At 48.5% G+C, this 14519-nt stretch carries 11 protein-coding genes; 8 read left to right on the top strand and 3 right to left on the bottom strand.

What is annotated here, in order from left to right; genetic code table 11:
- Positions 1 to 33 precede the first annotated feature (33 nt).
- Complete coding sequence (dusA, locus tag CBR65_RS06440; protein WP_087466100.1) at positions 34 to 1056, bottom strand: tRNA dihydrouridine(20/20a) synthase DusA; 1023 nt, start codon at positions 1054 to 1056, stop codon at positions 34 to 36.
- Positions 1057 to 1252: 196 nt separating this feature from the next.
- Between dusA and CBR65_RS06435 the strand changes: the two genes are divergently transcribed.
- Genes CBR65_RS06435 through moaE form a run of 4 tightly spaced genes read left to right on the top strand, consistent with a single transcriptional unit; the run spans position 1253 to position 3224 of the window.
- A complete protein-coding gene (locus tag CBR65_RS06435) occupies positions 1253 to 2011 on the top strand; it encodes a YdiY family protein (protein ID WP_087466099.1) in 759 nt (252 codons plus the stop codon).
- 17 nt (positions 2012 to 2028) lie between these two features.
- Entirely contained in the window at positions 2029 to 2526 is a 498-nt protein-coding gene (moaC, locus tag CBR65_RS06430; protein ID WP_087466098.1) for a cyclic pyranopterin monophosphate synthase MoaC, read from the top strand.
- Positions 2510 to 2767 (top strand): molybdopterin synthase sulfur carrier subunit, encoded by a 258-nt coding sequence (moaD, locus tag CBR65_RS06425; protein ID WP_369825649.1) that lies wholly within the window; start codon positions 2510 to 2512, stop codon positions 2765 to 2767. Before moaC ends, moaD begins: the two co-directional genes overlap by 17 nt.
- A gap of 1 nt (position 2768) precedes the next feature.
- A complete protein-coding gene (gene moaE / locus CBR65_RS06420) occupies positions 2769 to 3224 on the top strand; it encodes a molybdopterin synthase catalytic subunit MoaE (RefSeq protein WP_087466096.1) in 456 nt (151 codons plus the stop codon).
- 30 nt (positions 3225 to 3254) lie between these two features.
- Here moaE and fucP read toward each other — a convergent pair whose 3' ends face one another.
- Positions 3255 to 4577: an L-fucose:H+ symporter permease gene (fucP, locus tag CBR65_RS06415; protein WP_087466095.1), complete on the bottom strand. Its 1323-nt coding sequence runs from the start codon at positions 4575 to 4577 to the stop codon at positions 3255 to 3257.
- Between the two features lie 314 nt (positions 4578 to 4891).
- On the opposite strand from fucP, the gene CBR65_RS06410 reads away from it, so the two are divergent.
- Entirely contained in the window at positions 4892 to 5932 is a 1041-nt protein-coding gene (locus CBR65_RS06410) for a LacI family DNA-binding transcriptional regulator (RefSeq protein ID WP_232461374.1), read from the top strand.
- Between the two features lie 46 nt (positions 5933 to 5978).
- Here the strand turns inward: CBR65_RS06410 and glk are convergent, their stop codons facing one another.
- Positions 5979 to 6980, bottom strand: coding sequence for a glucokinase (gene glk / locus CBR65_RS06405; protein WP_087466093.1), 1002 nt, complete (start codon positions 6978 to 6980; stop codon positions 5979 to 5981).
- Positions 6981 to 7474: 494 nt separating this feature from the next.
- Between glk and CBR65_RS06400 the strand changes: the two genes are divergently transcribed.
- The 3 genes from CBR65_RS06400 (at position 7475) to CBR65_RS06390 (ending at position 14496) form a co-directional block, all read left to right on the top strand.
- The gene (locus CBR65_RS06400; RefSeq protein WP_087466092.1) at positions 7475 to 10087 is read left to right on the top strand and encodes an exo 1,3/1,4-beta-D-glucan glucohydrolase; all 2613 of its coding nucleotides are present in this window, start codon (positions 7475 to 7477) and stop codon (positions 10085 to 10087) included.
- 207 nt (positions 10088 to 10294) lie between these two features.
- A complete protein-coding gene (locus CBR65_RS06395; protein ID WP_087468944.1) occupies positions 10295 to 12775 on the top strand; it encodes an exo 1,3/1,4-beta-D-glucan glucohydrolase in 2481 nt (826 codons plus the stop codon).
- Positions 12776 to 13302: 527 nt separating this feature from the next.
- Entirely contained in the window at positions 13303 to 14496 is a 1194-nt protein-coding gene (locus tag CBR65_RS06390) for an alginate export family protein (protein WP_087466091.1), read from the top strand.
- The last annotated feature ends 23 nt before the right edge of the window (positions 14497 to 14519 follow it).

The following is a 14519-nucleotide window of genomic DNA, read 5'->3' as shown; positions in this document are numbered from 1 at the left end:
CGGCTGAAAGTTGTCAGCCGGGATATTCTGGTATCACCCCTCATGATTGGGATGCTCAGGCTTTAAATCAACTCCATTCATCGCTGCCATTGCTTGATAGATAACCTTGATATCAGCGTTTGGTTTATGCGCCTGTTCACTGATTGTTCGGCGGAAACGGCGAGCGCCCGGCATACCTTGATACAGCCCCAGGATGTGTCTGGTCATGTAATTGAGACGAATGCCCTTGGTCATTTGTTCCTCGCAGTAAGCAACAAAGCCCTCCATAATGGCTTCGCGCGAAGGCGAGGCGGCGGAGCTACCGTAGATGCGCTGATCCACCTCGGCTAAAAGATAAGGGTTGCTGTAGATTTCTCGACCGAGCATTACCCCGTCAACATCAGCTAACAAGGTTTCACACTGTTCCATGGCAGTAATACCACCATTGATGATAATTTCCAGATTGGGAAATTCGCGCTTCAGCCGAATAACCTTGTCGTATTGGAGGGGAGGAATTTCACGGTTTTCCTTGGGACTGAGGCCTTTCAGCCAGGCTTTGCGAGCATGTACGATAAATGTTTTGCAGCCGGCATCAGCTAGCGTACTAACAAATTGGTGTAGGCCCTCGTAGTCATCCATCTCGTCGATACCGATGCGATGTTTCACCGTCACCGGAATCTTTACTGCATTTTGCATGTCTGCAATGCAATTGGCGACCAGCTCCGGCTCCGCCATCAGGCAGGCACCGATCATATTGTTTTGCACCCGGTCGCTGGGACAGCCACAGTTCAGGTTAACCTCGTCGTAGCCCCAGTCCTCGGCCATGCGTGCACATTCAGCCAGGGCGCGGGGATCGCTGCCGCCCAGTTGTAAGGCCAGCGGATGTTCCTGCGGGTGAAAGCTCAAAAAGCGCTGGTGGTCTCCGTGAAGCAACGCGCCCGTCGTTACCATTTCTGTGTATAACACGGCCTTTTTGCTTAAAAGGCGCCAGAAATAGCGACAATGGGTATCGGACCACTCCATCATGGGTGCGGCGCAAAAACGATGATCAGGTGAACCAGCAGAAGTCACAGACATACGGTTTAGGTAAGGAAAAAGAGGGCGAATTCTATCACGTAGATTTGCGAATTCCCTTAGTGGGCGCCGCAAATTGCATCATTTTGATGGTGTACAATGCTGCGCTTGTGGTTCGCTTGATGCAGACTTCATGAGGTTGGATGTATTCAGGTGAGGTAGGTAACGCAGCCATGCTGCAGTAATGTAAGGAAAAGTTATGATCAGACCATCTATTCTCCTGGCCGGCGCGGTTTCAGTATTCTCTCCTTTTGTTATGGCTCAGGATGACGAGAACAAACCGTGGACCGTTTCGACGGAGCTGGGTGTTATTGCAACATCGGGTAATACGGAAACCACCAGCGTGCAAGGTAAAATTGATGCGAAACAGCGCCTCACTCGCTGGCACAATCACTATATTTTTAGCGCATTATTTAAAGAAGATCAGGTGACGCAGGATGACGGCACCAAGACAACAGAAAAAACAGCAGAGAAATATTTCGGCTCCATCAAAAGCGCTTATCAATTAGAAAGTGAACACTCCAATTTTTTCGTGTTTGGTTCGCATACCGAAGATGAATTTGGTTCATACGAAACATATAGCACCGTCGCTGTGGGTTACGGTACCCGTTTGTACAACGGTGAAACCATGCAGTTGGACGCGGAAATCGGTCCGGGTTATTTCCGTGGTGAGCGTGTGCTAGAGGATGAGAGCATCCAGAGGGAAAGCGGGGTAATCTTGCGGGGTGCTGCCAGCCTTGCCTGGCAAATAAGCCCGTCAGCAGAGTTTAAACAAACTTTGAGCGTGGAGTCGGGAGAGGACAACACCCGCACGGTGGCGGAATCTTCTCTAAGCACACGTATTAACGATGCGATGCAAATGAAAGTAGGTTTTAACGTAGCCAATGATACGGATGTTGCACCGGATAAAGAAAAAACCGACACAATGACCTACGTTAACCTCGTTTATAATTTTTAAATTTGAGAGAGCAATACATGGCCTTAACCCATATTGATGAACAAGGTAAAGCCAGTATGGTGGACGTCTCCGACAAGCCAATGACTTGTCGTGAGGCGCGGGCTTTCGCGCGTATTTCCATGCAACCGGAAACACTCAAACAAATCCTGAATAACGCCTTAAAAAAAGGCGATGTTCTGGCTGTCGCACGTATTGCTGGTATTCAGGCTGCAAAAAAATGTGCTGATCTGATACCACTTTGTCATCCGCTTGCATTGACAAAAGTTGCTGTTGAATTTGAGATTAAAGAAGAATTAAACAGTGTGGATATCTTGAGTTATTGCAAATTGACCGGACAAACCGGCGTTGAGATGGAAGCATTGACTGCTGCCAGTGTAGCCGCGTTAACAATCTACGACATGTGCAAAGCTGTTGATATGGATATGGTGATACAACAGATTTGTCTGTTGGAGAAAAATGGTGGTCGACGCGGGCATTATCGACGTGACCTGACGGTTGATGAACACCATGATTAAAGTCCTTTTTTTTGCGAGATTGCGCGAACAACTGGGTTGTGATCTCGTTGAGATTGAGCCCCTGGGTGTAGATACAGTGGAAGATCTTCGTCGGCGATTAGTACAGCAATATCCGCACTGGATAGATTTTTTGGAAGATACAAAGCTGCTGGTTGCTGTTAATCAAACACTGGTTAAAGCAGGACATCCTGTGATGAAGGGAGATGAAGTTGCTTTTTTCCCTCCGGTTACGGGAGGTTGATATGATTTCAGTGCAGTCTGCAGATTTTGATGTTGCTGCCGAATATACGGCATTGACCAGTAATGATGTCGATGCCGGGGCGGTGGTGTTATTTGTCGGGAGAGTACGCGAGTTAAACCTATCGCGTCAGGTCACTGGCCTTTTGCTTGAACATTACCCTGGTATGACCGAAAAAGCGTTGGAAGAAATCCTGGTAGAAGCTCAATCGCGTTGGCAACTTACTCGCTGCCGAATTATTCATCGCACCGGACTTTTAACCTTAGGGGACCAAATTGTGCTGGTGGGTGTTACCAGTCCACACCGCGAACAAGCGTTTGCTGCAGCGGAATTTCTGATGGATTATTTGAAAACACGCGCGCCATTCTGGAAAAAGGAAATGACCGGCGCTGGAGATTATTGGGTTGATGCGCAGGAAAAGGATAGGGAATCTGCCCAACGTTGGGAGCAGAAAAAATAAAGGGCGCAATATGCGCCCTTTATTTTGGTTTTATAAATGCCCTGGTTCAGTTTTAGGTGAGGTTTTATATAAACCGGCATACTTCACACCGAAGAACAGGATGAACAAATAACATGCAGCGGGTAACAAAAAGGACAATTGCAAACCGAAGACATCAGCCAGTGCGCCCTGCATCAGCGGAACCAATGCACCACCGACGATAGCCATACACAAAATACCTGAACCCTGACCAGTAAATTTGCCCAGCTTGTGCAATGCCATGCTGAAGATTGTCGGGAACATAATAGAATTAAATAATCCCACCGCAATCAATGCCCACATTGCCGTGCGCCCTTCGGAGAAGGTAGCTGCAAGTACCAGGAGGATTGAGCAGGTTGCATTGAATGCCAAGGTTTTACCCGGACTGATGTAGCGCATTACGGCGAAGCCAATAAAGCGACCGACCATTGCTCCGCCCCAGTAGTAACTGACGAAGTGCGCCGCTTCGGCCTCACGCAGGTTTGCGATATTCTTTTCGCCGATGAAGTTAATCAGAAAGCTACCAATACTAACTTCTGCACCGACATAAACAAAAATACCGATGGCCCCCAGCAAGAGGTGAGTATGTGATAACGCTGACGGTTTATTGGAAGCAATATCACCTTTGAGGTCATCTTCGTCTTTGTGGACAATCTTCGGCAGTTTGGCGAACGCAAAAAATACGGCGAGGAGCACTAAAGCTGAAGCCAAAATCAGATAGGGAACCTGTACTGAAGCTGCTTCTTTTGCCCGATAAGCTTCCTGTTCTGCTGTCGAGAGCAGTTGCAGTTCGGTGGTAGTGAGTACCGCTGTCGACAATATCAACAGCCCGCCAAGATAAGGCGCAATAGTGGTTCCCAACGAGTTAAATGCCTGAGTCAGCGTCAAGCGACTGGATGCGGTTTGGGCTGGGCCGAGAACGGTGACATAGGGATTTGCTGCAACCTGAAGCACGGTGATACCTGAAGCCAGGATAAATAATGCAAGCAAGAAGACAGCATAGCCGGTGACGGACGCGGGATAAAACATGGCACAACCGAAGGCGGCAATAATTAATCCGGTTACTGCGCCTTTTTGATAGCCGATTTTTTTGATGAGATAACCGGCCGGTAAAGAAACCACAAAGTAAGCCCCGAAGAAACAGAACTGTACCAGCATGGCCTGCACATAATTGAGTGTGTAAACCGCTTTCAAATGCGGAATCAGAACGTCATTGAGGCAGGTCAAAAAGCCCCACATAAAAAACAGAATGGTGATAATAATGAGTGGAACAGTATGGTCTGCGTTGTCGATGCTATCGTGTTGTTGGTGCGAGCCCTGCGGGATGCTGGCCATATTTCACCTCTTATAATTGGTTTGATTTATGTCTAAAAACCTGAAACGGTTCTTAAATTTTTATTACCGAGCTGGAGTGGAGCATGCTGCCGATATCCAGGTGCGCGGTACTATAATGCAAGCTGACAGCGCTGTCACACATTTTGTAACGTATTGTTTTTGAAGTAAAAATTTAGAAGGATCGCCACTGTTTTTCGGTCTTTTCTAATAGTCAAAAATACCTTTGCCGGGTTGCAGTTCGAGGGCGAATCGGGGATATTGCAGCTCAAAGAAAGAGAAGTCTTCACCGAATAACAATGATGAGGTTGGGAAGAGTGGCTAAAGCAACAATTGATGATGTAGCTGAGTTGGCCGGTGTATCCATCAAGACGGTATCGCGAGTTGTTAATAAAGAACCGAATGTGCGGCCGGAAACGCGAGACAAGGTGCTCACGGCAATAGCTGAGCTGGATTATCGCCCCAATCTGTCTGCCCGCAGTCTTGCTGGAAACCGTTCTTATGTATTGGGATTGTTATACGGTAATCCCAGTGCTAACTACGTGATTGATATTCAGGAGGGGGTGTTATCCATCTGCAGGCCTCAGGGATACGATTTGTTGATACACCCCTGTAATCATCGTGACGAAAACCTCACCAAAGAAATCATCGACATGATCCATCAAAAACGTATTGATGGGTTAATTCTGACACCGCCACTATCAGACAATATCAATGTGGTAAACGCGTTGCGGAATATCAACATTCCTTTTGTGCGTGTTGCGCCAACACGTAACAAAGATGTCAGTCCTTATGTGGAGACTAACGATGAAGAAGCTTCCTACGATATGACATGTCAGTTAATCGCCATGGGTCATAAAAGGATCGGATTTATTTGCGGTCACCCGGACCACCTCGCGGTATCCCATCGTTACGAAGGCTATAAGGCGGCACTGATTGAAAACAATATTCCCCTCAGCGAAGAACTGGTAGAGCAGGGCTTCAATTCATTTGAGTCCGGCGAAGCTTGTGCGCACAATTTATTGCAAAGGAAGCCTCGGCCAACCGCGATCTTCGCAGCAAACGATGATATGGCAGCGGGTGTGATGATGGTCGCCCATCAAAGCGGGATTAAAATTCCCGAAGAATTGTCTGTGGCCGGTTTTGACGATACACCGGTTGCCCATCAATTGTGGCCTTCACTCTCAACCATCCGCCAGCCAATTCAACAAATGGCGAAGAAAGCAACGGATCTGTTGTTGAAACAGTTGCGCGGTAAGGATGTGCAGCTGCCGGCAAGTATGCTGAGCTCCAGTTTGATTATCCGCGATTCCACGGGGCCCGCGCCGAAAAAGAAATCAGTTATTGGCTCTAACTAACCGACATAAAAAATGCGCCCTCAGGCGCATTTTTAAAAGATATGATTTACTCGCCACGCATGGTCAATGCGGTATTGATCAGCCAGGCGGCCGAGCCAACGAGAGCAGCAGTATCGTTGATAATCATATTGACGGAGATATCGCTGACGTAGCCGCTCATTGGGCCTTTATGTTTAAAGCGGCTGACAAAGTCGGTCTGCGGAATAAAGCTGGCGATCTTCGGAATGATTCCGCCACCCAAATACACCCCACCTTTTGCACCCAGTGATAAGGCTTTGTCTCCCGCGACGCTGCCCAGGATGTTGCAAAAAGTTATCAGTGCTTCCCGGCAGGTTGGATCTTGATCAGCCAACCCTTTGGTGCTGACATCAGCGGGTGTGAAATCCTGGGCCGGTGTGCCATTAATATGTGAAAGCGCACGGTAAATAGAAACCAGGCCGCGGCCAGAAAGAATATCTTCGATAGAGACATGATCATCGGTCTGTGCCAAAAAGGCGCGAATGGCCATTTCTTTATCATTGGTGGGGGCGAAGCTACAGTGTCCACCCTCGGTTGGGAGAATCTTCCAGCCACGCTGGGTTTGGGTGTGATCCGGGACCAGTGCAGCCATACCAAAACCGGTGCCCGGGCCAAGCACAACAATAGCCGAATCATGGCTGGTTTTGGCGGTATACAGTGGTTTGATGTCCTGAGCGGGCAGGAACGGGGTAGCATAAGCCAGCGCAGCAAAATCGTTGATCACATCCAGAGCTTTCATGCCCAATTCGGCGCGCAGCGCTTCAATGGAAAATTTCCAATTCAGGTTGGTCATCTGCGCCCAACCTTTTTCGATAGGGCCAGCAATGGCCAAGCAGGCGAAGGGCGGAAGTGATGCGCTTACCTCGCTACAGTAGGCTTTAATCATTGTGGCGATGTCGGGATAGTTGGCGCACTTCAAGGTTTTTTGTTGCTGGGCACCGTAATTTTGTTGGCCCGCATTTGTGCTCAACTCGACCAGACCAAAACGCGCATTGGTACCGCCAATGTCTGCTACCAGTAACTGACTCATGCTTCTCCTCAATTTTATATATCAATACTGTCGTTATATCGCATTGCAACCCGAAGCGAGGCGCATGACGTAGCTATGTTTAGCTATGCTGATTCCGAAGCAAAAAGCGATGCCGAAAGATATTCGCAAGAGTAACGACACCGGAACCAGCATTCAAGGCCGGCGCAGTGTAGTTATCATTGACAGCGCTGTCAATAAGTAGTAGCTTCCCAGCGGACCGGGAGTTTGTAGAGGTAAAAATGACGATAAGCCTGCTCAATCGCCGATTTTCCGCCCTAAAATCGACGAATATTAATTATTCATAGATGAAAATATGTCATAAAAGGTAAAGTTAATGCGCGCCTTTATGTGCAACTGCTACCTTTCATTCATGAATCGTTGATGAGCTTGCCCGCACACGATTTCATATAATGATTTTCGCGACAACCCTCTGTTTTTTTACTAGATAACCCCTAACCCGGCTATAGATGTACGCTTTCAACAGGTTGATAACTATGAAAAATAAAACGAATATTCGCTTTCTGTTTGCAGGAGCGGTTTCGGCAGTATTGCTCGGCTTTCTTTCAGGCTGCGACAACACCACAACAACACCAAATGAAACACCTTCGGCGTCCCCGGTAACCACTTCATCGATTTCTTCCGAAAAAGTTGAATGGCCCGCGATTTCCAGTGCGGTAAAAAAAGATCCAGCGCTGGAATCCAGAATTGATGAGCTCCTGGCGCGGATGACGCTGGAAGAGAAAATCGGCCAGTTGGTGCAGCCGGAAATCAAACAAGTTACGCCGGAAGACATCAAAAAATATCATGTCGGGTCCGTGCTTAATGGCGGTGGCACCACACCAGGAAACAATAAATACGCGAAACTCGAAGATTGGGTTGCCTTGGCCGACAGCTTTTATCATGCCTCCGTTGATAAAAGCGATGGTCGTGTTGGCATCCCGATTATGTGGGGGACGGATGCGGTCCACGGTCTTGGCAATGTCATCGGCGCCACGTTGTTTCCTCATAATATTGGTTTAGGTGCAACCCATAATCCGGAACTCATCAAGCAGGTCGGTGCGGTAACTGCGCGAGAAATTGCAGCAACTGGACTGGACTGGAATTTTTCCCCCACCGTTGCCGTTGCTCGGGATGACCGCTGGGGTCGTGCTTACGAGGCCTACTCAGAAGATCCTGAAATTGTTCGAGCTTATGCCGGAAAGATGGTTGAAGGTTTGCAGGGTATTGGTGGGTCTGATGCTTTTTTAACTGAGAGCCACGTTATTGCCACCGCGAAACATTTTATTGGTGATGGCGGCACATTAAATGGTGTGGATCGCGGAGCAACCCAGGGCGACGAGAAGCATCTACGAGATATTCATGGCGCAGGTTATTTCAGCGCACTGGAGGCGGGCGTACAGGTGGTGATGGCCTCTTTCACCAGCTGGCAGGATACGCGTATGCACGGCCATAAATATCTATTAACCGATGTGCTCAAAGGGCAGATGGGCTTTGACGGTTTGGTGGTCGGTGATTGGAGTGGTCACGGTTTTATACCCGGTTGTACCGCCCTGAATTGTCCGGATTCTATCAATGCCGGTCTCGATATTTATATGGTTCCGGAGCCTGAGTGGAAAGAGCTCTATAACAATCTGTTGGAACAAGCCAAAACGGGTGTTATTCCCATGGCGCGTGTTGACGATGCCGTGCGCCGTATTCTCCGCGTGAAGATGCGTGCAGGTTTGTTTGAGCGTGGTGCACCATCTACCCGCGAGTTGGCTGGTAAAGAGAGTGTTCTGGGAGCGCCGGAACATCGCGCTGTCGCTCGACAGGCTGTCCGCGAATCTCTGGTTATGCTGAAGAATAAGAATGGGTTGTTGCCTTTAGCGCGCAATCAAAAAGTATTGGTGGCCGGTGACGGTGCTGACAACATTGGCAAGCAAGCGGGAGGCTGGTCCATTTCCTGGCAGGGTACAGGTAACATTAATTCAGATTTCCCGGGTGCGAGCTCTATCTTTGCTGGCATCAGTGAGGTGGTTACATCGGCAGGTGGCACTGCCATATTAAGTGTTGATGGTTCTTTCAGTGAAAAACCCGATGTTGCTATCGTTGTGTTTGGTGAAGATCCTTATGCAGAAATGCAGGGCGATGTGGGTAATCTTGCCTATAAACCGCGTGACGCCAGTGATCTGGAGCTATTGAAAAAACTGCGTAGCCAAGATGTTCCTGTGGTGTCGTTGTTCATCTCCGGTCGTCCGCTGTGGGTTAATAAAGAGTTGAATGCATCCGATGCATTTGTCGCTATCTGGCAGCCGGGCACTGAGGGCGCGGGCATCGCCGATGTCATCTTCAAAAATGCCGAAGGTGAAATCAATCACGACATGAAAGGGCGTTTGACTTTTTCCTGGCCCAAGCGCCCGGACCAAGGTCCGCTTAATCGCGGTGATGAAAATTATGATCCGCTGTTTCCCTACGGTTTCGGTTTAAGTTATGCCGATAAGGATACCTTGGGTGATGATCTACCGGAAGAAGGTGTACAGCTCGCCGAAGCACTGGATGTTCTGGAAATCTTTAACCGCCGCCCGCTCGATCCCTGGTCGCTGGAAATTATTGGCAACCAAAATGATCGTATGACCATGACCAGCAACACCATGAAAGCTTCATCGCTGATGATCGAAGCCGTTGATCGCAATGAGCAACAGGATGCGCGTCGCGTGGTGTGGAATGGCAGCGGCAGTGGACAGGTTGCGCTCTCAGCGGAAAATCGCCAGGATTTTATCAACTACCTGAAATCCAACTCGGCCCTTGTGTTTGACATCAAGGTTGATGCCGCGCCGGGCGATACGACCTATTTGCGTTTAGGATGTGGTTCTTATTGTGCTTCCGATATTGATTTCACTACGCGCCTCAAAGAGTTTACTGGCAAGGGGTGGCAAACAGTAACTATTGCATTGGCATGTTTCCCTGCATCCGGAGCCAACTTTGGCGTTGCCCAACCACCCAGTGAGTTTTTCACGCAGGTGCTGCAACCTTTTTCATTGGTTACTTCTGGCTCGCTGGATATTACCTTCGCTAACGTTCGTGTCGTAAAAGGCGCGGCGGAGGGCGAGGCAGGCAAATGCAATTAGTAATCCAGGCCTCGTGCTAGCGAGGCAAGAAAGCCATACAGAATTTCTGTGTGGCTTTTTTTATGCGGCCAGTTTTATTGCATGAGATCAGGCAAATCCGTGCAGGCCAATAAAATTAAAACTGCCATTGGCAGTATCAGGAGCTTGTTGTAGGGAGACACTTAACAAAACTATTACATGAATGATTGCATTGGAGAGTTTATCAACATGCGAAGTCAGCAAACTTCCGTCACCTGGCCCCGGCTTATTTCCGCTGTCAAGCAAGACCCCCTGATTGAACAAAAAGTCGAAGATATTCTGGCGCAGATGAGCATAGAAGAAAAAGTGGGGCAAATGATCCAGCCGGAGATCCGTTATGTAACGCCGCAAGATATCAAAGATTTTCATATTGGGTCCGTGTTAAATGGCGGTGGCTCGGTTCCCAATGGCAATCGTTTTGCAAAGGCGGAAGATTGGCTTGCGATGGCGGATGGTTTTTATCATGCCTCGATGGATGACAGCGATGGAAAAGTTGTTGTGCCGATCATCTGGGGTACTGATGCGGTACACGGTGTGGGTAATCTGGTTGGTGCCACGTTGTTTCCTCATAACATCGCGCTGGGGGCAGCCAATAATCCTGAGCTTATAAAAAAAATCGGTGAAGTTACTGCACGAGAAATCGCGGTTACAGGATTGGATTGGGACTTTTCACCCACAGTTGCTGTCGTGCGCGATGATCGTTGGGGGCGCACCTACGAGTCCTATTCGGAAGATCCCGCTATCGTTCGCGCATACGCCGGTAAGATGGTGGAGGGGCTTCAGGGGAACGCTGCTACGGATGAATGTCTTGATCAGTACCATATTATCGCCACCGCAAAACATTTTCTGGGCGATGGCGGTACCGTTAATGGTATTGATCGCGGCGACAATAAAGACGATGAGGCGACGCTGCGCGATATCCATGCCGCTGGTTACATGAGTGCGATAGAAGCCGGTGTGCAAACTGTCATGGCTTCATTTAACAGCTGGCACGGCGAGCGTATGCATGGGCATCAATATTTGTTGACCGAGGTGCTGAAGAACCAGATGGGTTTTGATGGCTTTGTGGTGGGCGATTGGAATGGCCACGGTTTTATTAAAGGTGCATCGGTGTTGGATTGCCCCCAGGCTATCAATGCCGGGTTGGATATGTTTATGGTGCCCGACCCGGAATGGAAAACTTTATTCAATAATACGGTTGATCAAATCAAGACCGGTGTCATACCGATAAGTCGTGCTGACGATGCTGTGCGCCGTATCTTACGTGTCAAATTACGCGCAGGGTTATTTGAAAAAGGTGCGCCATCTACGCGTCCGTTAGCGGGCAAGGATGAATTGCTCGGTGCGCCGGAGCATCGCGCGGTCGCTCGTCAGGCTGTGCGCGAATCCCTTGTGTTATTAAAGAATAAAAACAATCTGCTGCCGCTTTCGCCGTCGCTTAATATTTTGGTTGCAGGTGATGGTGCAGACAATATTTCCAAGCAAACCGGTGGATGGTCTATCACCTGGCAGGGCACAGGCAATAGCATGGCGGATTTTCCTGAGGCTACCACCTTGCTCATGGGCATGACAGAAGCTGTGGAGCGTGCTGGCGGCAAGATCCAATACAGTGCGGATGGGGCATTTACGGAAAAGCCCGATGTAGCCATTGTTGTATTCGGGGAAGATCCCTACGCTGAAATGCAGGGCGATGTGCAGAACCTGCTTTACAAGCCGACAAATCATAGTGATCGCGAACTGCTGACAAAACTGAAAGCTGCTGGTATTCCGGTAGTCTCGCTCTTTATAGCGGGGCGTCCGCTCTGGATAAATCAGGAACTAAATCACTCCGATGCCTTTATGGTGATCTGGCAGCCGGGTACGGAAGGTGGTGGTGTTGCCGATGTGATCTTTAAGGCAGCCGACGGAAAGATCCAGCACGATGTAAAAGGTCGCCTGACTTTTTCATGGCCCAAACGCCCGGACCAGGGGCCATTAAACATTGGTGACGAACACTACGATCCATTATTCCCTTACGGCTACGGTTTGGGTTATGGCGACCTGGACACGTTAGGAGATGATTTGCCGGAAGAGGGTATCGCAGTTCAGGAAACAACCAATGTATTGGAGGTATTTAATCGCCGCCCAATGACGCCTTGGCATATTGAATTGGAAGGTGGAAAAAATGATCGCGCGGTAATGAACGGCAATATTGCGCAGGTGTCGACCTTGACGGCAACCGTTGTGGATCGTGAGGTGCAGGAGGATGCCCGACGCGTTGTCTGGAATGGAACAGGCACGGGTCTGGTTGCATTGTCCACAGAAAATCGTCAGGTGCTGATTGATTACCTTAACGAGCGGGGCGTTCTGGAATTTGATATTAAGGTTGATAAAGCGCCGACTGCCGATGTGATTCTGCGTATTGGCTGCGGACCTTCATGCAATTCCGATTTACCGATTACCGACAAGATTAATGCGATAGCCAATACTGGCTGGCGTCGCTTGACCGTAGATCTTGCCTGCTTTCCTGATGTCGGGTCAAACTTCGGTTTAGTCTTACCGCCGGAGGAATTTTTTCACCTCGTCCTTGAGCCCTTTACCTTGGTAACGGATGGGGAACTGGATATCAGCTTCGCCAATATCCGTTTGGTAAAAAATGCTGCGGCAGGTCGATCCATACGCATCGAATAATTTTCTTTCCATCCTGAAGGCCGCGTGCGGCTTTCAGGAATTTCCTCATTAGCTATATAGCTTGCACCACGTTAATACATTTGTACCATCTCAATTCCACGTACCAGTATTTCCTGAAAAATTTAAAGTCTCAATTCGGTGCATATCGTAAAGATGCGGTGCATGAATATGTATCTTTATTGCGCTTTAACCGATATGCGATTGCTTGATAATGCAGCATGATTTTTAGCGGCTCCCAACACTTGGGCGGCGATAATTTTAATCGGTTGCGATGCAAATGAAATGTACTTTTGCTATCTCATTGATTTTCCTCATTTAACAATTGAAGTTTGAGCCTAAAGAACTTTCTGGCATAAGCCTTGCTGAATTGTGCCTCAGTCACGTGGCGTGCAACGGACAGTTACATTAAAAATTTCAAATATTTCCGTTGTTTTAAAGTGGTGCGATGTTCAAGTTAATCTGCAACATCATGCAGCATTTTTCGCAGGAGCGTTGACCACACACAATCAAACTCTGGAGAAGGCTCTATGAAAAAATACATGGCTTGCTGCCTTGGTGCTGTTGTTGGATCTTTATCGTTGGTTCCTCATGCAATCGCAAATGAAAGTGTGACGGAGGCATTTCAAAAAAGCACCGTCAAAGTAAATTTTCGTCTGCGTTATGAGGATGTTAGCTGGGATGGCCTGGAGGACTCCGATGCGTTCACTCTGCGCTCGCGTCTTTCTTATCAATCGGGTGCCTACAATGGCTTTGCTTTTGCAGCGGAGTTTGATGATGTGCGCGAGTTGGATGATGTCGATTACCGCACGGCGGCGAATGATCCCTCCAATCCCGGTACGGCTATTATCGCGGACCCTGAAGGAACGGAAGTTAATCAGGCGTTCGTGTCATACGATAATTTCAGTACGCAATTCAAATACGGTCGGCAACGCATTGTTCTGGACAACCAGCGGTTTATCGGCGCAGTAGGCTGGCGTCAGAACGAGCAAACCTATGATGCCTTTTCGATTACCAATAAGGGCTTGTCCGACACCCAGCTGTTTTACGCATATGTTACGAATGTTAATCGAATATTTGGCGAAGATAATCTGATCGGTGATCACGATCAGGAAACTCATTTGTTAAATGTAAACTATGCCGGTTTCAGTGCTGGCAAAATATCGTTGTATGCCTATCTCATCGATAACCTGACTGCACCGGCATTGGCGAGTGATACCTTCGGTGCTCGCTGGATGGGACGCGTCAACCCAACCTTTGGCTACAACCTGGAATACGCAACGCAATCAGAGGGAGGTGATAATCCGGTAACCTATTCAGCTGACTACATGCTGGCTGAGGGTGTGGTTACACTGGGTAAGCTGACCACGACCTTGGGATATGAATTGTTAGGTTCCGATGATGGTGTCGTAGGTTTTGCCACACCACTTGCCACCTTGCACGCTTTCCAGGGGTGGACTGACCGCTTTCTTGATACGCCTGCTAACGGTATTGAGGATATCTATATGACCTTGGCAACCAATCTTGCTGGAATACAGTTCGTTGCTGCTTACCACGAACTGGCGTCGGATGTGAACGGTATAGACTACGGCACAGAGTGGGATGTCAGCGCGAGTAAAAAGTGGGGCCCCGTTGTTTATACTGCAAAATTTGCTGATTATTCTGCAGATGATTTTGGTTCTGACACCACTAAATTATGGCTGATGGCAGATATCAATTTCTAAAATAAATTTTCGCACTACCAATA

It is taken from the genome of Cellvibrio sp. PSBB006 (assembly GCF_002162135.1).
Taxonomy (GTDB): Bacteria; Pseudomonadota; Gammaproteobacteria; order Pseudomonadales; family Cellvibrionaceae; genus Cellvibrio.
Note: the sequence above shows the minus strand (reverse complement) of the source record. Positions and strands in the feature narration are given on the sequence as shown.

Bases quoted from the DNA above. Each gene is read 5' to 3' on its own strand.
- fucP (WP_087466095.1), bottom strand. From the start codon at position 4,577: ATGGCCAGCATCCCGCAGGGCTCGCACCAACAACACGATAGCATCGAC.
- CBR65_RS06390 (WP_087466091.1), top strand. From the start codon at position 13,303: ATGAAAAAATACATGGCTTGCTGCCTTGGTGCTGTTGTTGGATCTTTA.
- moaD (WP_369825649.1), top strand. From the start codon at position 2,510: ATGAACACCATGATTAAAGTCCTTTTTTTTGCGAGATTGCGCGAACAA.
- moaC (WP_087466098.1), top strand. From the start codon at position 2,029: ATGGCCTTAACCCATATTGATGAACAAGGTAAAGCCAGTATGGTGGAC.
- CBR65_RS06395 (WP_087468944.1), top strand. From the start codon at position 10,295: ATGCGAAGTCAGCAAACTTCCGTCACCTGGCCCCGGCTTATTTCCGCT.
- moaE (WP_087466096.1), top strand. From the start codon at position 2,769: ATGATTTCAGTGCAGTCTGCAGATTTTGATGTTGCTGCCGAATATACG.
- glk (WP_087466093.1), bottom strand. From the start codon at position 6,980: ATGAGTCAGTTACTGGTAGCAGACATTGGCGGTACCAATGCGCGTTTT.
- CBR65_RS06400 (WP_087466092.1), top strand. From the start codon at position 7,475: ATGAAAAATAAAACGAATATTCGCTTTCTGTTTGCAGGAGCGGTTTCG.
- CBR65_RS06435 (WP_087466099.1), top strand. From the start codon at position 1,253: ATGATCAGACCATCTATTCTCCTGGCCGGCGCGGTTTCAGTATTCTCT.
- dusA (WP_087466100.1), bottom strand. From the start codon at position 1,056: ATGTCTGTGACTTCTGCTGGTTCACCTGATCATCGTTTTTGCGCCGCA.